The 20320-nt window shown below is 52.5% G+C and carries 20 protein-coding genes; all 20 read right to left on the bottom strand.

Features of this window, described 5'->3' with window-relative positions; genetic code table 11:
• Positions 1–4: 4 nt before the first annotated feature.
• Complete coding sequence (metG, locus tag VB081_RS07385) at positions 5–1966, bottom strand: methionine--tRNA ligase (protein ID WP_323400181.1); 1962 nt, start codon at positions 1964–1966, stop codon at positions 5–7.
• A gap of 150 nt (positions 1967–2116) precedes the next feature.
• A complete protein-coding gene (locus VB081_RS07380; RefSeq protein ID WP_323400180.1) occupies positions 2117–2833 on the bottom strand; it encodes a 2-phosphosulfolactate phosphatase in 717 nt (238 codons plus the stop codon).
• Positions 2834–3345: 512 nt separating this feature from the next.
• Positions 3346–4173 carry a 16S rRNA (cytidine(1402)-2'-O)-methyltransferase gene (gene rsmI / locus VB081_RS07370; protein ID WP_323400179.1) on the bottom strand — a complete coding sequence of 276 codons (828 nt, stop codon included), beginning with the start codon at positions 4171–4173 and terminating at the stop codon, positions 3346–3348.
• A 2-nt stretch (positions 4174–4175) separates the two neighbouring features.
• Positions 4176–4901, bottom strand: a complete 726-nt coding sequence (locus VB081_RS07365; protein ID WP_323400178.1) for a tRNA1(Val) (adenine(37)-N6)-methyltransferase — start codon at positions 4899–4901, stop codon at positions 4176–4178.
• Positions 4902–5028: 127 nt separating this feature from the next.
• The gene (locus VB081_RS07360) at positions 5029–5199 is read right to left on the bottom strand and encodes a DUF362 domain-containing protein (protein ID WP_323400177.1); all 171 of its coding nucleotides are present in this window, start codon (positions 5197–5199) and stop codon (positions 5029–5031) included.
• 66 nt (positions 5200–5265) lie between these two features.
• Complete coding sequence (locus VB081_RS07355) at positions 5266–6156, bottom strand: PSP1 domain-containing protein (RefSeq protein WP_323400176.1); 891 nt, start codon at positions 6154–6156, stop codon at positions 5266–5268.
• The gene (locus VB081_RS07350) at positions 6153–7094 is read right to left on the bottom strand and encodes a DNA polymerase III subunit (protein ID WP_323400175.1); all 942 of its coding nucleotides are present in this window, start codon (positions 7092–7094) and stop codon (positions 6153–6155) included. Before VB081_RS07350 ends, VB081_RS07355 begins: the two co-directional genes overlap by 4 nt.
• Positions 7091–7795 carry a dTMP kinase gene (tmk, locus tag VB081_RS07345; RefSeq protein WP_323400174.1) on the bottom strand — a complete coding sequence of 235 codons (705 nt, stop codon included), beginning with the start codon at positions 7793–7795 and terminating at the stop codon, positions 7091–7093. The genes VB081_RS07350 and tmk overlap by 4 nt, the downstream gene beginning before the upstream one ends.
• Positions 7767–9179 carry an aminotransferase class I/II-fold pyridoxal phosphate-dependent enzyme gene (locus VB081_RS07340; protein ID WP_323400173.1) on the bottom strand — a complete coding sequence of 471 codons (1413 nt, stop codon included), beginning with the start codon at positions 9177–9179 and terminating at the stop codon, positions 7767–7769. The genes tmk and VB081_RS07340 overlap by 29 nt, the downstream gene beginning before the upstream one ends.
• Positions 9176–9643, bottom strand: a complete 468-nt coding sequence (locus VB081_RS07335) for a hypothetical protein (RefSeq protein WP_323400172.1) — start codon at positions 9641–9643, stop codon at positions 9176–9178. Before VB081_RS07335 ends, VB081_RS07340 begins: the two co-directional genes overlap by 4 nt.
• 58 nt (positions 9644–9701) lie before the next feature.
• Positions 9702–11456, bottom strand: coding sequence for a GTPase HflX (gene hflX, locus VB081_RS07330; RefSeq protein ID WP_323400171.1), 1755 nt, complete (start codon positions 11454–11456; stop codon positions 9702–9704).
• 103 nt (positions 11457–11559) lie between these two features.
• Positions 11560–12714: a glycerate kinase gene (locus VB081_RS07325; RefSeq protein WP_323400170.1), complete on the bottom strand. Its 1155-nt coding sequence runs from the start codon at positions 12712–12714 to the stop codon at positions 11560–11562.
• 13 nt (positions 12715–12727) lie between these two features.
• Positions 12728–13567, bottom strand: coding sequence for a sugar phosphate isomerase/epimerase family protein (locus VB081_RS07320; protein ID WP_323400169.1), 840 nt, complete (start codon positions 13565–13567; stop codon positions 12728–12730).
• Positions 13567–13725, bottom strand: a complete 159-nt coding sequence (locus tag VB081_RS07315) for a hypothetical protein (RefSeq protein ID WP_323400168.1) — start codon at positions 13723–13725, stop codon at positions 13567–13569. The genes VB081_RS07320 and VB081_RS07315 overlap by 1 nt, the downstream gene beginning before the upstream one ends.
• Positions 13726–13821: 96 nt before the next feature.
• Positions 13822–15204, bottom strand: coding sequence for a dihydrolipoyl dehydrogenase (gene lpdA, locus VB081_RS07310; RefSeq protein WP_323400167.1), 1383 nt, complete (start codon positions 15202–15204; stop codon positions 13822–13824).
• A 13-nt stretch (positions 15205–15217) separates the two neighbouring features.
• The gene (locus VB081_RS07305) at positions 15218–16411 is read right to left on the bottom strand and encodes a dihydrolipoamide acetyltransferase family protein (RefSeq protein WP_323400166.1); all 1194 of its coding nucleotides are present in this window, start codon (positions 16409–16411) and stop codon (positions 15218–15220) included.
• Positions 16412–16426: 15 nt separating this feature from the next.
• Positions 16427–17419, bottom strand: coding sequence for an alpha-ketoacid dehydrogenase subunit beta (locus tag VB081_RS07300; RefSeq protein WP_323400165.1), 993 nt, complete (start codon positions 17417–17419; stop codon positions 16427–16429).
• A gap of 21 nt (positions 17420–17440) precedes the next feature.
• Entirely contained in the window at positions 17441–18487 is a 1047-nt protein-coding gene (locus VB081_RS07295; protein WP_323400164.1) for a thiamine pyrophosphate-dependent dehydrogenase E1 component subunit alpha, read from the bottom strand.
• Between the two features lie 39 nt (positions 18488–18526).
• Complete coding sequence (garR, locus tag VB081_RS07290; RefSeq protein WP_323400163.1) at positions 18527–19414, bottom strand: 2-hydroxy-3-oxopropionate reductase; 888 nt, start codon at positions 19412–19414, stop codon at positions 18527–18529.
• Positions 19415–19428: 14 nt separating this feature from the next.
• Positions 19429–20193 (bottom strand): MBL fold metallo-hydrolase, encoded by a 765-nt coding sequence (locus VB081_RS07285; protein ID WP_323400162.1) that lies wholly within the window; start codon positions 20191–20193, stop codon positions 19429–19431.
• Between the last annotated feature and the right edge of the window lie 127 nt (positions 20194–20320).

The following is a 20320-nucleotide window of genomic DNA, read 5'->3' as shown; positions in this document are numbered from 1 at the left end:
TTCATTATCCAACGATCAACCCGTCCTCACTGTCTGCCGTCACAAGCGCGATGTCGGGGTTATCGCCCACGGCAAGGATCATACCCTCCGAAAGCGTACCGCGCAGCTTCGCCGGCTTTAAGTTGGCCACGATCACCACTGTTTTGCCGATCATCTCCTGTGCGCTGAAACTTTCGCGTATCCCCGAAACGATCGTCCGCTGCTCGCCGCCACATTTGACTGTCAGCTTAAGCAATTTATCAGACCCCTCCAGATTTTCGCAGTCGATGACCTTCGCGGTCTTTAACTGCACCTTTTTAAAATCGTCGATCGTGATCTGTGCTTCTTTTTCTGTCTTTTCTTCCTTTGGCTGCTCCTGTACCGCCGCCATCAGCGTATCCAGCTCCGCAAGCTCTTTGTCGATCTCGATGCGCGGGAAGATAGGCGCACCCTTTAAGACGTTGATACCTGTACAAAGGTTACCGTACGATAAAATACTGCACCAGCCGCAAAGCCCGTCATTTTTATTGATACCCAGTTGCTCACGCATCTTAACCGCCGTATCGGGCATCACGCTCTCGATCAGCACGGAAATAATACGCAGCCCCTCCGCCAGATGATACATCACGCTTGCAAGCCGCGGCTTTTGCTCCTCGTCCTTCGCAAGCGCCCACGGCATCGTAACGTCGATATACTTATTGAGCATACCCACATACTGCCACGCTTCGCCCAGCGCCTCAGACACCTTCCATTCACTCATCAGCGCCTCAAACTTCGCAGGCAGCTGTGCCGCAAAGTCGATCAGCTTCTGGTCTTCTTTTTCGATCTCTCCCGCCACGGGTATCTCCCCGCCGAAGTATTTATCTACCATCGCGACCGTACGCGACAGCAGGTTACCAAGATCATTCGCAAGGTCTGCGTTGATGCGTGATAAAAGCAGCTCGTTGGAAAACATCAGGTCGCTGCCAAGTGGTGCTTCGCGCATCAGAAAATAACGGATCGCGTCCACGCCGTACCGTCCGACCAACACGACCGGATCAACTACGTTGCCGCGGCTCTTGCTCATTTTCCCGCCCTGCAGCGTAAGCCAGCCGTGTCCATACACACGCTTAGGCAGCGGCAGGCCGAGCGCCATCAAGATCGTCGGCCATGTGATCGTATGGAACCGCACGATCTCTTTGCCCACCAAATGCAAATCTGCCGGCCAGTATTTCTGGAACATACAATCGTCGTCCGATAAGTAGCCGAGCGCCGAAATATAGTTGGAAAGCGCGTCGATCCACACATACATCACATGGTTTTTGTCAAAAGGGACAGGTATGCCCCATTTGAAGGACGAGCGCGATACGCACAGGTCTTCAAGCCCGGGCAGCAAAAAGTTGTTGAGCATCTCGTTTTTGCGCGATTCGGGCTGGATAAATTCCGGGTTGTCTTTGATATGCGCAATCAACCTGTCCGCATATTTTGACGCACGGAAGAAATAGCTTTCCTCCTTAACGCGCTGTACAGGCCGCCCGCAGTCCGGGCATTTACCATCCACAAGCTGCGTATCCGTCCAGAACGCCTCACACGGCGTACAATACCAGCTCTCATATTCGCTTTTATAAATATCGCCCTGATCATAGAGCTTCTGAAAAATTTTCTGCACGCATTCTTCATGGCGTTTGTCCGTGGTGCGGATAAAGTCATCGTTCGTGATGTTCATCAGCTCCCACAGTGCCTTGATCTGCGCCACGATGCCGTCCACATATTCCTTGGGGGACATCCCCTTTTCCATAGCGATTTTCTCGATCTTCTGACCGTGCTCGTCCGTCCCGGTCAGGAACATAACGTCATAGCCCGTCTGGCGCTTGAAGCGCGCGATCGAATCTGCCGCTGTCGTGCAGTACGCATGCCCGATGTGCAGCTTGTCACTTGGATAATAGATCGGCGTCGTAATGTAAAATTTTTCGCTCATACTTGTTTGTGCTCCTTTGTCTTCATACATAACTTACATTATATATTTTTATAGTCTGATTTTCAATAGCATGTCAAAAAAGCTTTTACTACGCGCTTTTTCATTGCGTACTACATCATATAGTACACATGTTTCTGCATAAAAAAACGCGGACGCGCCGCGCTTTCTTATTTCCTCCGGTTATCCTTTTATGATAACGCCTTCCTGATAGACCGGAACCACGTCGAACATATCTTCGCGCGTGCAGTATTCCAGGTCATCATAAAGCTTTAACTGCTTCAAATATTCAAAATGCGTGCTGCCCTCAAGCGCGGACAAAATATCATTGTTTGCGTCATGGTAAAGCTTTAGCGCAACCTTGCCCATGTCGTCCGTCTCCAGCGTCTCGTCGATCCGGAGCAGGCGGTCAATGATGCACCCCATCGCCAGTATATCATCCGTCGAAAATTTTCCCTTCGTACCCGCGCATACAAGCACGATATCACGATCCAGGCTGTACGCCTTCTGCGCGATAGCCTCCGCATTGATGAACGAACCGATCAGTATGTCCTCCGCCGAAGCCATAGATTTGATCGCCACGGTTCCGTTCGTCGTCGAAAAGATAATGATCTTGTCCTCAACAACGTCCTGACGAAATTCCAGCGGAGAATTGCCAAGGTCAAAACCACTCACCTTCTGTGCCGCGATCTCACCGCACAAAAGCACATTCCCTTCGGATATCTTTTTGATCGCCGCCGCTTCGTTCGCTTCATCTGTCGGCACGATCCTGTCACATCCGTTAGAGATCGCCGTGATGATCGTAGCGGACGCGCGCAGTGCGTCGATCATGACTGCCGTCCTATCCTGCAGCTCCTGCCGCGGCAGATCGCTGAATACTGCTGAACTGATTATTTTCATGTTACCCTCTCGTCATAAACATATGTGTTTTAGTATGATATATCACTTTACTACATTCCGTCCAAGAATTCAAGTAAAATCAATTTAATACATTAAATTTTCGGCTTTGTAAAGCTATTTCATAAACGGAAATTTCTTGATAAAACAGGCATTTTTTTACAGGCTTTCCTTCCCAAAAGCTCCATAACCTTACATTGACGAAAACTTGTTTATTTGTTAATATAAATTTGTTCGTTATAGGAGGGAAAACACCTGAAATCTACAGGAATCGTAAGGCCACTTGACTCTCTTGGAAGAGTCGTACTCCCCCTTGACCGGCGTCGTGTCTTAGGCTTCAATTGCAAAGACCCTGTCGAAATTTTCGTGGACGGCGACTATATTTTGCTCAAAAAATATCAGCCCGCCTGCATTTTCTGCGACAGTATGGAAGACGTAAAAGTCTACAAAGGACGGAACGTGTGCTCGCACTGCATCGAAGAAATGCAGGAACAGACAAAATAAGCCGCATTTTCCTATAAAGTCAGGAGAATCTGGTATGTTCTGTTTTTTGGAACGCCTAAAAGCGCCGCAACATGAGCTGCGGCGTCTTTTTTTGTCATTCCGAGCCCAAGGCTTTCCTTCAACGCACGCACGATATCTTCTTCCGTCGCTTCTGTTGCGCATGCCTGCGGGCCGATCACCAACACAACCTCACCCTTGATCGCTTGCCTTGCGCAAAACATGTCGAGTACTTCTTTTGCCGTGCCGCGCGCAACTTCTTCATATACCTTCGTCAGCTCCCGTGCAACGCACACCTGCGTGTCCTCGCCACACACCTCACAAATATCCTTCAACGTCTTTGTCACGCGGTTGGGGCTTTCATAAACGATACACGGCTTGCCTTCGCCCTGTATCTCCGCAAGCTCTTTTTTACGTGCCGCGGATTTGGTATTCAAAAATCCATAAAACGAAAATCTCGAACAATCCATCCCGCACAGCGTCACTGCCGTGATCGCCGCACAAGCGCCCGGCAGGCTTTCTATTTCGATGCCTTCTTCCGTACACCGCCTGATAAGCTCATAGCCCGGATCAGAGATCACCGGTGTTCCCGCGTCCGATACGAGCGCAATATGCTTTCCTTCTCGCAGCAGACCAAGCAGCTCGTCATAACGTGCCTCGTTGCTGTATTCATGGAAGCTGATCAGTCTTTTCTTGATTTCAAAGTGATTCAAAAGCTTCACCGTATGCCGCGTGTCCTCCGCCGCTACGATGTCTGCCGCTTCAAGCGTCTGGAGTGCGCGCAATGTGATATCGCCTAAGTTACCGATCGGCGTTGCAACAATGGATAGCTTTCCGTCCATATTTATTCTTCCCCGTTCCTGTGATAAATCTTTTTGACCTCCACCGTTTCACTCCCGTCGGCTTCGTGCACGATAAGCGGTGGCAGCACCTTAAGCGCGGGTCTGCCATCCTTTGTCGCACTGATCAACACGCACGCCGGCTCGCTTTTCAGACTGCTGTGTATCAGCCGCATTTCCTTTGGCTCCAGCCTGCATGAACGCAGCGTTTCAAAAAGCTCTACCAAGCGCGACACGCGGTGTATCATACAAAACTTTCCGCCCGAGCGAAGCAGCTTCTGTGCTGCCTTACATATTTCTTCCCATGTGATCTTCGTTTCGAACCGTGCGGTCTGGTGGCTTTCGTCCATGCTCGGGATCGCCGCCGTTGCCTTATCGTATGGCGGATTCACGACCACCATGTCATACTCGCTTCCAAGCAAACGGTACGCATCCCTTATGTCCCCCTGCACGATTCGGATATATTCACAAAGTCCGTTGAGCTCCACGCTCCGCTGCGCGTTCACCGCCAGTTTTTCCTGTATCTCGATGGCGTCGACCGTAATGTCTCGCTGCCTGCCGTACAAAAGCAGCGGCAGTATGCCCGTACCTGTGCCAAGATCGGCAATACGCGCACCCTTTTTGGGCGAAGCAAAATCCGCCAGCAGCACCGCGTCCGTGCCAAAACAAAAAAGCTCGCTGTTCTGTATGATCCGAAGCCCTTTTAACTGTAAATCGTCGATTCGTTCCATGCGCTTATTATACCATAACAGTTGTGCTAACCGCCAGTCGACGCGCTCCGTACGTAGGAATCGCATGTCACAAAAAAAGAAACCTGTTTTTCAACAGGTTTCTTTTAAAACTCGTCTTTGACCTCGATTATCCTTCGGAAATCGCGTCAACCGGGCATGTGGAAGCACATGCTCCGCAATCGATGCATGTATCCGCGTCGATCACATAGCGTTCGCCGCCATCAGAAATCGCATCAACCGGGCAATCCGCTGCGCAAGCGCCGCAGGAAATGCAGCCTTCAGAAATTTTATATGCCATGTTCGCTCACCTCCATAATTATTACATTCTTATTCTAACATTTCATCGCAAAAAAGCAACCCTTTTTTAGTCTTTTAAAAGGTTTTTGATTTCTTCATCAGAAGCGGCCTCTTCTTCCGCCGGAGCCGGTGCGCCCGGACGCTTGTTCCGGTTCACTTTGATGTCCGCAAGGTCGTATTCCCTGATCTCGAACGTACCGTCAGGCAATATACGTTTTGCACGTATTTTCTCGGTCAGCGCGTTCGTGTCGATCACGCACGCTTCCCCGTCGCACGTCATAACAATCGCACCCACGCGCGGCAGCTTCTTGCGCATCTGGTGATAATGCTCCTGCTCATAATTCAGGCAGCACATCAGCCGTCCGCACAGTCCACTAATCTTGGTCGGAGAAAGCGACAGGTTCTGGTCCTTTGCCATTTTAATAGACACCGGCTGGAAATCCCCCAGAAAAGCGCTGCAGCAGCACGGCCGTCCGCACGGCCCCAGTCCGCCGATCTTTTTAGCCTCGTCGCGTACGCCGATCTGCCGAAGCTCGATGCGCGTTTTAAAAACAGACGCCAGTTCCTTCACCAGCTCCCGGAAATCAACGCGTCCCTCCGCCGTGAAATAAAAGATGATCTTTCCGCCATCAAACGTATATTCCACGTCGATCAGCTTCATATCCATCTTGTGTTTGCCTATCTTCTCTGTACAGATATCAAAGGCTTCTTTTTGCCTTTTCTTGTTCTTCTCAAGCTTCTTGAAATCCTTTTCGTCCGCTTTTTTGACTACCTTTTTCAGCGGCTTCACGATCTCCTTTTCCGTCATTTCGCGCGGAGCCAGCACCACTTCGCCAAATTCGACGCCGCGTACCGTTTCCACCACAACTTTATCGCCCATTTCTATCTCAAGGTTGCCGGGATCAAAATAATATATCTTTCCGACTTCGGAGAATCGCACTCCTATTACTGAACTCATAAAATTACCTCCAATATATGAAAAAGCATGCTCTCCAGCGCGAGCTTCGTATTGAGCCCCGCGCATTGGGCGCGCTTTACCACGCAATCGTAAATTTTTTCCTGCGTATTGACGAGGACATAATCCCGAAGCCGCGCATGCTGTGCGATCTCCGCAAGCTTGTCCTGATTGACGATATGCCCCGCCTCCCCGGTATACTTATAGGTCAGCACATCTGCGATATAGCGAAGCGCTACATCAAGACATAACGATATCGCCGCCTCGTGCTTCAAAAAGAGTGCAAGCGTCGCACTTGTCGCCATATTTTTCGCCGTCCACAGACGGTTTAGTGCCAATATCATATCGTCGCGCACATCAAAAAAATCATCCTGCAAAAACACAAGCGCCAGATGGTAATCCCCGCCTGCCGCGTCCGATAACACGCGCGCCTTCAAAGTCGGCAGTTTTTGCTCTTCTCTGAGCTTTTCCTCCGCCTCTTCCTTCGATAACGACGTCTTTAAAATTATACACCGCGACAGTATGGTAGGCAATATGTTTTTGACATTTTGCGCCCCCATCACAAACACAGTGTTTGCCGGTGGTTCCTCCACTACCTTCAGCAGCGCGTTTTGTGCCTGCGGTGTCATAGCGTCTGCTTGCGCGATCACCACCGCCTTATAGCCGCCCTCATAGGCCTTGTTGGCCACCTCCGCTGGAACAGAACGCACATCGTCTATCTTGATGCTGCCTTTTGATTCGATACGGATCACATCCACATGGTTTTTATGCGCATATTTCAAGCAGCCAGGACACTTGCCGCACGCGCTTCGCGTCTCACAGTATACGTGCATCAAAAAATCGTCGATCTCTTTTTGCGTCGTTTCCGCTGATGCCCCGGCGATCAGGTACGCCCCCGCGATCTTTCCTGTTTTGATTGCGTTTTCAAATACTTCGTTCATATAGAGAAGCCGCGTTCTGCAAGAATTTCGTCCATCTTCGCCTGCACGATCTCCTGCGTCTCGAATTTATTGCCCGACGCATCGATACGGATGATCCGCTCAGGGTACATCTCCGAAAGCTTCACAAAGCCGTTGTAAAGTAGGATATAAAACTCCTCCTCCTGCGTTTCCAACCTGTCGTGCACGCGTTTTTTGCTCATACGCTCAAACGCCAGATGCGGCGGAAAGTCGAGGAAAAATGTCTTGTCCGGCATGCGGTCACCCATCGCAAAACAGTTGATATCCATGATCTTTTCGATCCCAAGTCCGCGTCCCACACCCTGATATGCAAGCGACGAATCGATAAAACGATCACACAAAACAATTTTGCCGCCATCCACAGCAGGGTTGATCACCTCTCCCACGTGCTGTGCGCGCGCCGCCGCATACAACAGCGCCTCCGTACGGTCGCACATCTCTTTATTTTCGATGTCCAGCACCAGATCGCGTATCTTCTCCGCGATATTGCAGCCGCCCGGTTCGCGCGTCAATACCGGCGCGAGTCCTTTTTCCGCCAGATATTCAGATAAAAAACGCATCTGTGTGCTCTTTCCGCACCCGTCCACGCCCTCGAACGTAATAAACAAACCCTTCAAATCGTCTTTTCTGCCTTTCTTTGCGTACTTATTCTTATCACAGGCACGCGACTTCGATACCGCCATCCATGCCAAAAAGCTGATAACCGCTGTATTTCAAGCGGTTTAAATAATCGATCATTTGTTTCGTGATCTCCATGCCCGGCACGATCACAGGCACGCCCGGCGGGTATGCCCCCACGCTCGACGCTGCGATATAGCCAACGCTTTCCTCCGGTTCGATCCTTCTGCGCTGAGCAAAAACCGCCTCGCCGATCCGCACAGACAACTGTACGCCGAACACTGCCGCTAGGTCGTCCGCTGTCATCGTATCGCGTATATTATAATTGGAACCCTTGATGTTTTTCAATACCATTTTCAGGAGATCGAAATCCTCCACGCCATCCGCAACCGTACAAATCAACACAATGTTAAAAATATCCGCCGCTTCTACCTCGACCCTGTTCTGGTGCAGCAGCCGCGCCGCCGTAAAACCGCTCACGCCCCTGTCTGTCACGTCGATCACCAGCTTTAGTACGTCCCGGTCATATGCGCCCGTATTGCGTGGTACGTCCTGCAAAATGCAGCGATATCCGCCTAGCGCTTCAATGCGCCGCATATTGTCCTCCACCAGATTGATCGTCATTGCTAACGCTGTTTTTCCGTGCTCGCGCATATATCCGAGCGCATAGTCGCTCGATCCTAAAAGCACGTACGACGGGCTTGTGGTCTGCAGCATATTCAATCTGGACTGCACCACATCGTGCTCAATCTTTGCGTTCTCGCCTACGCACAGCACAGCGCATTGGTTCATCGCCTTCAACGTTTTATGCAGGCTCGTCACCCAGATGTCGCATCCCGCCGCCGCGGGAGAAACAGGCAGCAGAGTAGAAAAATCAAAAGCAGCCGCATGCGCCGCGTCGCAGATCACCTGCATACCCGCGTCATGGGCGATCGCGCATATCCGGTTCAAATCCACACACATCCCGTAATAGTTCGGATACGTCAGATAGACCGCCTTCGCGTCCGGATGCGCTTCGACCGCGTGTCTGATATCTTCCACACTCACCACGCACGGCAGTTGTGTCTCCTGCGCGGACGGGTGTACAAACACCGGCACAGCGCCCACAAGCGCAAAGGCATTCACCACGCTCAAATGGAAATCCCTCGCCACGATCACCTTGTCCCCCGGCGCAAGCACGCTGAGCACAGCGGCATGGATACCGCCCGAGCTCCCGTTTACAAGAAAAAAGCTTTCCCGCGCGCCGATGGACTTTGCATGCAGTTCCTGCGCCTTTGCGATCGCGCCCTGCGGCATATAAAGGTTATCCGCGCCCGGTATTTCCGTAATATCATAGCAGTTGACCTCAGACGGCAAAAAGCCGGGTTTTCCCTTGTGCCCCGGCATACAGAAACGCGATCCGGATGTTTGCGCGATCTCGTGCAGCATATCCACGATGGGCGTATTCATTGCTCACCCTCCAGTCTGCTTTTCAGTTCCTCCGTCGGGCTTAAAAGCACGGCGGAATCGCCTAAATCAAGCACAAACGCGTCGCGCTTTTTGTGAAATGTAAACTTACGCTGCTTCTTTCCCGCAATTCTTTCTTTCATGACCGCGTACGATCCCATACCCGCAATATCGCGGACAGGCACAGAAAAAAGCTCTTTTTCCCGCGCGCCTACCTTGCGCCCAAAATATATCTTACCCTTTTGTACGACGTATACATAATCCGTCATCTGGTATTTGATCAGGAAAAAGCCCAGCACAACGACCGCACCATACAACACGAATTGCGGCCAGCTGATGCCCAGCCAAAAACGCAGGAACGCAACGACGAACATGCCGAAAAAGAGGATCGCCACAATCGCAAGCGTCCACAATAACCCCTTTAACGTGCCCACTTTTTCGTGCTTGTGTTCTTCCCTGAATTCCACTGTTTTCGCTTCGCTCCTTATCTATTCATCATATCAAAAAACAGACCTTTTCGCAACTTCATCCACACCCGTTTTCCCCGCCGATGCGCCGAATCACGTCTCTTGGCAACTTGGCGCTGAGTACGATGTGCTGCGGCTCATATTCCAGTGTAATATCCTTGCCGTGCTTGTTTACAAGCGCAAGCAGGTCGCCACGTTCATAGCCGATCTTTCCACAAAAGCTGTATAGCTCCGGCTGCAAAAGCAAAGCAGTGCGCGCCAGAAGCTCGTCCATCCCTTCGCCCGTACGCGCAGAAACATACACCGTATTCTCGTCATTGGGAGGGATATCTCCTTGCATCTTATCTATTTTGTTCATGACAACGATGCGCGGCTTGTCGTCCGCCTCCAAGGAACGCAGCACCTCGTCCACCACTTCCATCTGTGCATGTGCATCCGGGTTAGAAGCGTCCGTCACGCACAAAAGCACATCCGCGTTCTTCGCTTCCTCCAAAGTGGATCGAAAGGCGCTTACCAGATCATGCGGCAGTTTTTCGATGAAGCCCACCGTATCCGTGAACACGACCTCCCCCACCTCGCTCAAACCGACTTTGCGCGTGACCGGGTCAAGCGTCGCAAACAGCTTATCCTCCGCAAGCACACCCGCGTTTGTCAGATAATTTAAGATGCTTGATTTCCCTGCATTGGTATAGCCCACAAGGGCGACCTCCGCCACATCCTTCTCCTTGCGCGCGTTCCGCCGCAGGCTCCTCTGCTCCCTGATCTTTTCCGTTTCGCCTGTCAACTCAAAGATGCGCCTGCGAATACGCCGCCTGTCCACCTCGATCTTCTTTTCGCCCGGGCCGCGCGTTCCGATCCCGCCGCCTAAGCGGGATAACGCCGTTCCTTCGCCCTGCAAACGCGGCAGCGCATACTTTAGCTGCGCAAGCTCCACCTGCAGGCTGCCCTCGCGCGTACGTGCATGCTTGGCAAAAATGTCTAAGATCAGCATCGTACGGTCAACCACCTTCAAGCCCAGTGTTTCTTCCAGATTTCTTGTTTCAAGCGGGGTCAGCTCGTCGTTCACGATCACCGTGTCAACGTCCATCGCCGCGACCGCAAGGGACAGCTCCCGCGCCTTGCCTTTTCCAATATAATACGCATGGTCACGGTCACGCTGCTGCGTCTCACTTGCCACAATGTCCGCACCCGCCGTAAGCGCCAGCCGCCGCAGTTCCTCCATGCTCGCGTCCGAAGCGTTGAGCCCCAAAAGCATCACACGCTCCGTTTCTTCGCCTGTTTCCTTAAGCGCGATCAGCGCGCTGACACGCTGTGTTGCTATACCGATCTCGTTCATCAGCGCGCGCTGCGGTATCCGTCCCGGACGGAACGGTCCCGCAATCGCTACCTCGTCAAGCTTGTCGCCAATAAAACCAACGGTCATCGCCGTCGCTTTTCCTTCTTTCACTGAAATTGCCGCCATCGCGTCAAATTTTGAAGATTTCAAAGACCCGATGTCCACGTCCGAGAGCATCGCGCTGCCGTTCGGGTGCGTGTGCAGAGCGCGTATACCGCTCAAACCCAAAAAGCTGCGCCGTTCGCGCATATAGGGCATTTGTACGCTGTCGCTGTCGCCGATGGAAACATCCATCACCCTGCCGTTGCGCGACAAAAAGACGGATATCTCTTTGCCCAGCTCCTGCGTAAACCGTGCCATATCACGGAGCAGTTCTTCAGACACAAACTCCTGCGGCGTCATTTTATGCTCATACAGCTGTTCCATTTCTTTGAGAACGCTGTTCCTGATTCCCTGTTTGTTGCCGTTTATTTCCATACTGGCATTATAACAGAATTCGGAAAAATATTCGATATGAAAACAGCGGCACAGGATCGTTCCCCGCACCGCCGCACTATTTCTTTTTTAATTACCGCTTTCTTCAAGCGCTTCCCTTTGTGCCACCGTTCCCCAAGGCCGCCGCAAAGGCAAACAACGAATCCGCCAGCAGCGCAAGGTCCTCCCTGCTGGTAAGTCTGGCGATCTCAAAGGGTACCGCCGCCTTGTTGGTGGAAAAAATCGCGCTCACGCCTTGTTCATAGGCGCGTTCATAGTGCCTGCCAATGTCCCCGACCAGCGCGACAACAGGTACGCCGCACGCCTTCGCCCTTCTTGCAATACCGATCACGACCTTGCCCTCCATGCTTTGTCCGTCAAGCATGCCTTCGCCGGTGATCACCATATCCGCATCCTTGATCTTTTGTTCAAAGCCTACCGTATCGAGCATCAAGTCGATGCCGGACACGATCTTCGCATCAAAAAAAGCCAGCAGCGGCAGCGCAAGACCTCCCGCTGCGCCCGTCCCTTTTATCTGTGACAGGTCGTCGCCCGTTTGGTCACGGATCACGCCCGCGAGCCGTTTCAGTATCCCGTCTGCCTCCACGATCTGCGCTTCGTCTGCGCCCTTTTGCCTGCCAAACACATGCGCCGCGCCCATTTCCCCACACAACACGTTTTGCACGTCGCTTGCGATCAAGAACTTCACACCACGCAGGCTTTCGCTGACGCGCGTCGTGTCGATCGTATGCAGCCTTCTGAGTCCATTTGGCGTAAGCGGTAATTCCCTGCCGTCTTCGTCAAGGAACAACACGCCCATCGCGCCCGCCATGCCGACGCCACCATCCATCGTCGCACTGCCTCCAATGCCAAGAACGATCTTGCCACAACCTTTTTCCACCGCATCCATGATCAGCTGTCCCGTGCCGTACGTGGTCGCGTCCATCGGCTGTTTTGGCTCACTCGCCAGCATAATGCCGCTTGCCGCAGCCATCTCGATCACGGCCGTCTTTTTGTCCGGCAATATTCCGTAAAAGGCATGCTCCCGCGTAGCGTTTGGCCCCGTCACTTTGACGTCCACCTTCTGTCCGCCGCTGCTTTTTAAATACGCATCCACCATGCCCTCGCCGCCGTCGGCAATGGGCATCTTTATGACAGTCGCAGCCGGCATACTTTTGTGTATGCTCTGCTCCACGATGTCGCATATTTCTGCCGAATCGATCGTCCCCTTAAAAGAATCAGGCGCAATTACAAACTTCATGTATCTTCCCCTTTTAACGTTCTGCCTCTTTTAACTGCCGCATCAAAAGGATGCTTTCCGAAACATTGTCCGTACGGTTGCAATCCTCCCATTCCGTCCAAGTATATTCTATCCCCACAAACCCCTGATATCCAGTCTTTTTCATTTCTCTCATGACCGCGTCATAATCGATCGTATTTTCCGCACGCACCGTCTGCAGCTTGCCCTTTGCCGCACCACGCGCGTGGAAGTGCGATGCGTACGGCATAAGCGGCTGTATCTGCTCATCTGTAATGCCCATCCTGACAAAGTGCGTATAGTCAAGCGTCAGTGTAAGTCCGTCCACATCCGCAATGAGTCTCGCCGTCTTTTCGGGCGTATCTACGATTCCCCCAATATGCGCCTCAATGCCAAACGCGATCCCCGCACGCCTTGCCTCGCCGACACGCCATAGCAACTCCTCTGTTGCACGCGCATAGGATTGCTCATAAGCTTCCTGTGCAAAATGCACGCCCGGCAGGCATGTGATATGTCCACTATGCGCGGCAAGCGCATAGTCAAGGAACTTGCTGAACTGTTCACGTTCTTCCTTACGTACCAAATCGTCCGGATGATTGATTGCCCGTACCGAAAAATCAAGGTCGCTTTGCAAAAACACATCCGCAACAGCTATCCCCGCGTCCTGCACGCTTTGTTTGAGCTTCTCACCGCTTGTCGACGGGTCTTTCAGCTCATCAGACGGCTGCAAATGTGACCGATCCTGAAACAATCCGATATCCACGCCATCAAAACCGAGCAACCGGATCAATTCCAAAACATTTTGGTGCTCGAGCAAAGGAAATGTAAAATCCGCACACGCATACCGATAGCCCATTATTTTTCTCCTTTTTCATTTTTTTCCGCTTCCAGCTTGCACTTGTCGCATTTGTACCCACAGTATTCAGCGGGACAATAGCATACTCCATCCTCAAATGCCAGCCTCATCCCGCAAACGGGGCAAATTACGCTGCATTCCGGTTTTCTTTTCATCATCGTGTTTTCCTCCGGTATTTTACCGTCCCGATACGGCTATGCCGCTATCCCACAGCGGAACAACGGCATGACGCTCTTAAAGTTGGTTGTATGATGCTAGATATGAATTGGTTCCCCGTTTGCAATATGCGCGGCTTCCATGATCGCCTCGCTGACCGTCGGGTGCGGGTGCACCACTTTGGCCATTTCTTCCACTGTCATTTCCATTTGCAGGTAACCGACAATGCCCCAGACCATTTCCGTCACATGGATGCCCGTCATATGAACGCCCAAAAGCTGCCCGTATTTTTTGTCATATACCAACTTCACAAATCCGGCATCGTCGCCATAAGAGACCGCCTTACCGTTCGCGCTCAAGGGGAATACCGCTGTTTTCACATCGTACCCCTGCTCCTTTGCCTTTGTTTCGGTAAGACCCGCGCTTGCGACCTCTGGTACCGTATATGTACACTTGGGAATATTATCATAATCGAGCGTCTGTACGTCTTTACCGCAGATGCCGTCTACCACACACATGCCCTGTGCGCTTGCCGTGTGCGCGAGCGCCAGCTTGCCTGTCACATCGCCGATCGCGTAAACCCCATCGACATTCGTGCGCATGCGGCTGTCCACTTCGACGCATCCCCGCCGGTCAAGCTGAAAGCCAAACGCCTTCAGATTCAGCTCCTCCGTGTTGGGACGAACGCCCGTCGCCGCCAAAACCATCTCGCTTTCGATGCAAAACGTCTTGCCGTCCTTTTCAAAATTCGCCGTAACTTTCTTGCCGTCGTTTTTGACGCTCACCAGCTTGGTGCCCACATGCACGTCAAAGCCCTTTTTCGTAAATTCCTTGTGTACCAACGCAGATATCTCCTCGTCCTCGCCCGGCAAAACGCGGGGCAGCATCTCCACGATGTGCACCTGCGCGCCGTACGAACGGAACACCGTCGCAAACTCCATACCAATCGCGCCCGCGCCAATAATCATGATGCTTTTGGGCGCTTTCGTCAGCTGCAATGCCTTTTTGGAATCGAGCACATTGGCCTTAGAATAGTCGAGCATTGGAAGCGCAAAGGGCTTGCTGCCCGTTGCAATGATGATATTTTTTGCGCCCAGCTTCTCGCCGCCCGCAAGCGTCAGCTCTTTTTTACCTGTAAACCTGGCACTGTCCCGATACACCTTGATGCTGTTCTTTTTCATCAGGTATTCGATGCCCTTTACGAGCCGCGCACTCACCTCACGGCTGCGCTTTTGCGCCGCTGCATAGTCTGCTTTGATATCCCCAACGCAAAAGCCAAACTTCTCGCCTTCCGATAGATCGCGCACCACTTCCGCGTTACGCAACAGGGATTTCGTGGGGATACAGCCCCAGTTGAGGCACACGCCGCCCAGATTTTCTTTTTCCACGATTGCCGTTTTTTTGCCCGCGAGCGCCGCCTTGATCGCCGCGACATAGCCGCCCGGGCCGCCGCCGATCACTATCACGTCATAATTCGTCATTTCTTATTCTCCATTATATCAGCAATTCAGGCATTTCCACCAATTCTTTCAGGTCACGCAGGAATTTCGCCGCTGGTGCGCCATCCACGATCCTGTGGTCGAATACCAGCGTCATCTGGAAGGTGGTCGTAAGCTTGGGCTGGTCGTTTTCATCCGGCACAAAAACTTTTTTCAACGCACCCACGCCGAGGATGCAGCATTCCGGCGGGTTGATGATGGGCGCAAATTCCTCCACACCAAACATACCAAGGTTCGTGATCGTAAACGTGCCGCCGGACATCGCGTCCGTGCCGAGGCGCGCGTTCTGCGCGTCCGCCACCATGCCTGCAAGCTCGTCCGCTACCTCCACAAGGCTCTTTTTGTCAGCGTTTTTGACGACCGGAACCATCAGCCCCCTGTCCGTATCCACCGCCACGCCAACATTGACGTCACGCTTGACGAGATAGTTGTCCCCCTCAAGGATCGTATTGATGTTACGGTGCACGCTAAGCGCCTTTGCCGCAAGCCTTGCTAAGATCGCGTCCATGCTGATTTTGATCCCTTTTTCCTTGTATTTGCTGCGCAGCGCAAGAAGCGCCGTCGCGTCCGCCGTGGTGTTGAGTCCCACGCACGGTTTTTCGAGTGTGCTTTTGGTCATGCGCTCCGCGATCGTCCTGCGTATCCCGCTCATAGGGATCACTTCTAAATTCTCCCCCGCAGACGGGGCACTCGCTGCCCCGCCGCTCTTTATAAACCGCAGTACGTCATTTTTCACGATACGCGCACCCGGCGTCTCCGGCGGGACGACATGGAAATCGATCCCGTTTTCCAGCGCCATTTTTTTTGCCAGCGGAGATATCCTCACCCGGCCGCCTGCTGTCTGTACAGCAGGTACTGCCGCAGGGACGGGTTTCGTCTCGACTGCAACTGCCGCCTTTTCTTCCGGCGCTGCCGCAGGGGCAGCCTGTGCTTCTTCCGTATATGTTTCTCCTTCGTCCACGAGCACCATAATATCGTAGTTGCATTCCACTGTCTCGCCTTCGGAAGCAAGCAGCTTTGCAACGATTCCGGATTCCGTCGCATATATCTCCTGGGTGGACTTATCCGTTTCTGCTTCTATGATCGCGTCGCCGTCGGCAACCTTGTCCCCGACCTTCACCAGCCACTTTGCGATCACGGCTTCCGTCATATTCACGCCTATCTTAGGCAAAGCCATTTTTCTCGCCATTCTCTTACCCTCTCACTATTTGTTGTTAAGCACCGCGTACACCGCATCCTTGATTTTCTGCTCCCCGGGGATGCACAATTCCTCTAGCCCTTTGTTGTACGGCGTGGGGACATTCAGTGCGCCAACGCGCACCGGCGGCGCGTCCAGCAGGTCAAAGCCGCGGTCGATGATCTCCGCCACGATGTCGCCCGCCATACCGCCGCGCAGGTTTGCCTCTTGGCAGACCACCACACGGTTTGTTTTGGCGATGGAATTCATTACAGTGTCATAATCTAAGGGCAGCAGGGAAATCAGGTCTATCACCTCGCAGGATATTCCCTCTTTTTCCAGCTCCGCGGCAACTGTCTTTGCCTTTAGCGCCATCATAGAATAGGCCACGATCGTTACGTCACTTCCCTCACGGCGTACCGCCGCCTTGCCAAACGGAACTGTAAAGTTTTCACCTTCTTCGCCGTCCGGCACCTCCCCCTTCACCTGATAGCTTCTCTTGTGTTCAAAGAAGATGACCGGGTTGTCGTCACGGATCGCCGTTTTCATCATCCCTTTTCTCTCGTACGGTTCGATGGGCGCGACCACCTGAAAGCCCGGCCCATGGTTGACCCACGCCTCAAACGACTGGGAATGCTGCGCGGCAATGCCGCCGCCCGAGCCAAATGGCGCGCGTATCACAAGAGGCATATGCACCTTGCCGCCAAACATGTAACGCATCTTCGCCGCCATATTCACAAGCTGATCCATGCCAAGCGTGATCCAGTCCGAATACAGTACCTCTACCACCGGGCGAAGCCCTGTCGCTGCAGCACCTACGCCCGCACCCACAAATGCAGGTTCAGATATAGGTGTATCGATCACGCGGTCTTTTCCATACATGTTCATCAAATCGAGCGTGATCCCAAACGGGCCGCCGCGCACACCAATGTCGCAGCCAAGCATCACAATCGTAGGATCAATTTTCATTTCTTCCTTAAAGGCGTCGTTAAGCGCCTGTCTTACTGTTATTACAGCCATTTTACAGTCTCCTCCACACTCTTAATAAATGATTTCGCCGTCCGCGTAGATATCATCATACAGCGTATCTAACGGCGGTTCCGTGCATTCGTTCTGCGCATAATCGATCGCGTCCGTGATCTCGTCGATCGCGCCCTGCGCTATCGCATCCACTTCCTTCTCAGAAAGAAGCCCACTCGAAACGAAGTATTCCTTCATCCGCTTTACCGGTTCATATTCCCAGAACACCTGCGCCGAATCAAGATCGCGGTACCACTGATCGTCTGCAACAAAATGTCCAAGCAAACGGATGAACCGCGCTTCAATAAGTGTGGGGCCGCCGCCCTCCCGTGCTTTTTTCACGGCTTTTTTCACGGCTTTATATACTTCAAACACATTGAATCCGTCGATCTGCACGCCCTCTATCCCATAACCGATCGCACGCTTGTAGAGGTCTGTTTCCTTTGCTACCCAGCCGAGCTCCGTCGCGATCGCGTACTGGTTGTTCTCGATCAGGAAAATCGCCGGAAGGTTCCATGCCGCCGCCATATTGATGGATTCGTGCCACACGCCCTGGTTTGTGCCGCCGTCGCCGTGGAAGCAAATGGTCACGCGGTTGTTCTTTAACACATTGGCCGAGATCGCGCTGCCAAGGGCAATGGGCATGCCACTACCCACGATGCCTGTTGCGCCGAGCATACCGATGTCCACATCCGCGATGTGCATCGATCCGCCTTTGCCGCGGTTGAGCCCTTCATATTTCCCGTGCAGCTCCGCCATCATCGCGCGCACGTCTCCGCCCTTTGCGATGGTATGTCCATGCCCCCTGTGTGTGGAGGTGATGAAGTCTTCCTTCGTCAGGTTGGCGCACGCACCGACCGCGATCGCTTCCGCACCTACATATGAATGCGCAAGGCCATAGATTTCGTTCTTCATCCACAGCGTGCGTACCTGGGAATCGAACTCCCGGATCAGGCACATCGTACGAAACATTTCTTTTTGTTCGTCAAGCGACAAGCCTTCGGGTGCTTTTAATTCTGTCAGCGCCGGTAGAGCCTTTTTCACAAATTCCTTCGTCTTCTTATCCATTGATCATTACCTCTCTGTTATCGTTCATTTCTTTTCGTGTTATCTTCTTACTTCCACGCCCGCAAGCCTCTCGTAATGGCGAATGATCGCGTCGTGGTCGTTTGTATGCATACCTGCTACCTTAAGCCCCTGCATGATCTCCATCACCTCCGCTGTGAGCGGAATGGGCGAATTTACGGAATGCGCACAATCAAGCGCGTTCTGCAAGTCCTTGATGTGCAGCTCAATGCGGAAGCCCGGGTTGAAATTCCCTTCGAGTACCATCGGCATTTTTGCGTCCAGCACCGTGCTGCCCGCAAGGCCACCCCGGATCGCCTGGTAAACCTTTTCCGGGTCAACACCGCTCTTTTTTGCAAGTACCATCGCCTCACTCATGGCTGCGATATTGAGGGCAACAATGATCTGGTTCGCAAGCTTGGTCACGTTTCCGCTTCCTACGTCCCCCACCAGCACCGCCGAGCTGCCCATTTTCAGCAAGATATCCTCAACCGTTGCAAATGCGTCCGCGTCGCCGCCCACCATGATAGCGAGCGTCCCTGCCACTGCCTTGGGCTCGCCGCCCGATACGGGTGCGTCCAAGAATTTAACGCCCTTCTTTTCACATGCCGCCGCAACCTCCTGCGAAGCAATGGGCGAAATAGAACTCATGTCAACAACGATCGTGCCCGCCTTTGCACAGCCAAGTACGCCGCCTTCTTCAAGCATTACCGTCTTTACCTGCGGTGAATTGGGAAGCATCGTAATAACAACTTCTGCGCCATTTACTGCGTCTTCGATGGAGGCTGCCGCCCGCGCACCGCATTGTGCGACCTCAGCCACCGACTCGCCCACCACGTCGTAAACAGCAAGCTCATAGCCCGCCTTGATCAAGTTTTTTGCCATAGGCTTTCCCATAATGCCCAGACCGATAAAACCAATTTTTTCCATAACGCTTTGCTCCTTTATTGTTTTGCTGAGTATTCAAACGTCTCGCCTGGATCCATAATGACCGGGATCGGCGCGCCATGCCCGTTTTTGTCCTTCATCAGGTTCAGCAACTCCTCGAATTCCTTCACATCTTTGTTGTCCTTGTTTGTATAGTGACACGCGACCGCATATTCAAGTCCAAGCCACTGGCACGCAAGCGCCGCCTCGTAAGGCGTCATCTCGCCTGTCAAAAACTCCGGCAGAAAATCGAAGCAATTCTCGATCGTCACATTGATGAGCCCCACATGTGGCTGATGCAGCTCGCCGATCAGCTTCAAATCCGAAAACAACGCCGTGTCGCTCGCGTTATATACCTTTGTGCCGTCCGGCAGATAAATGATGAAGCCAAGCGCAAAGCCGTCCATCGCCGTACCATCAGAGAGCCTGACCGACGAACGGTGCATGCTCACCACCGGGCGCACCTTGATGCCGCATTGCTCGACCGTCAATCCCCAGACGCTGTTTTTGATCAACGCCGGATCGACCCCCTGGTCAATGAGCAGGTTCATAGTCTCGCCCCCGCAGATGATCTTGCTTTTGTCGCGTGCTGCGATCTTCGCCGTATCCTGCATATGGTCAAACGCGCCGTGGCTGGCGAGGATCAGATCGATCTTCGGCAAGTCCTTTGTTTTCATCGGCGCCGTAGGGTTGTCGTCGATGTACGGGTCGATCAAAATCGTCGTACCGTCGTCCGTTGTGATCAGAAATGTAGAAAACCCAAAAAACTTAAATTGATTCATATTTTTCCCTCTTTCCGCCATCCGCTTAATTTATCGTTAAACCAAATTCTCAAAAAAAATTGCGCTGCTTTTTTCATTAAATACGCTGTTATATTTATTCTAAATGCTTATTTCTAATTTTGTGTTT

The sequence above is a fragment of the Christensenella sp. genome (genome assembly GCF_034927525.1).
GTDB lineage: Bacteria > Bacillota > Clostridia > Christensenellales > Christensenellaceae > Christensenella.
Note: the sequence above shows the minus strand (reverse complement) of the source record. Positions and strands in the feature narration are given on the sequence as shown.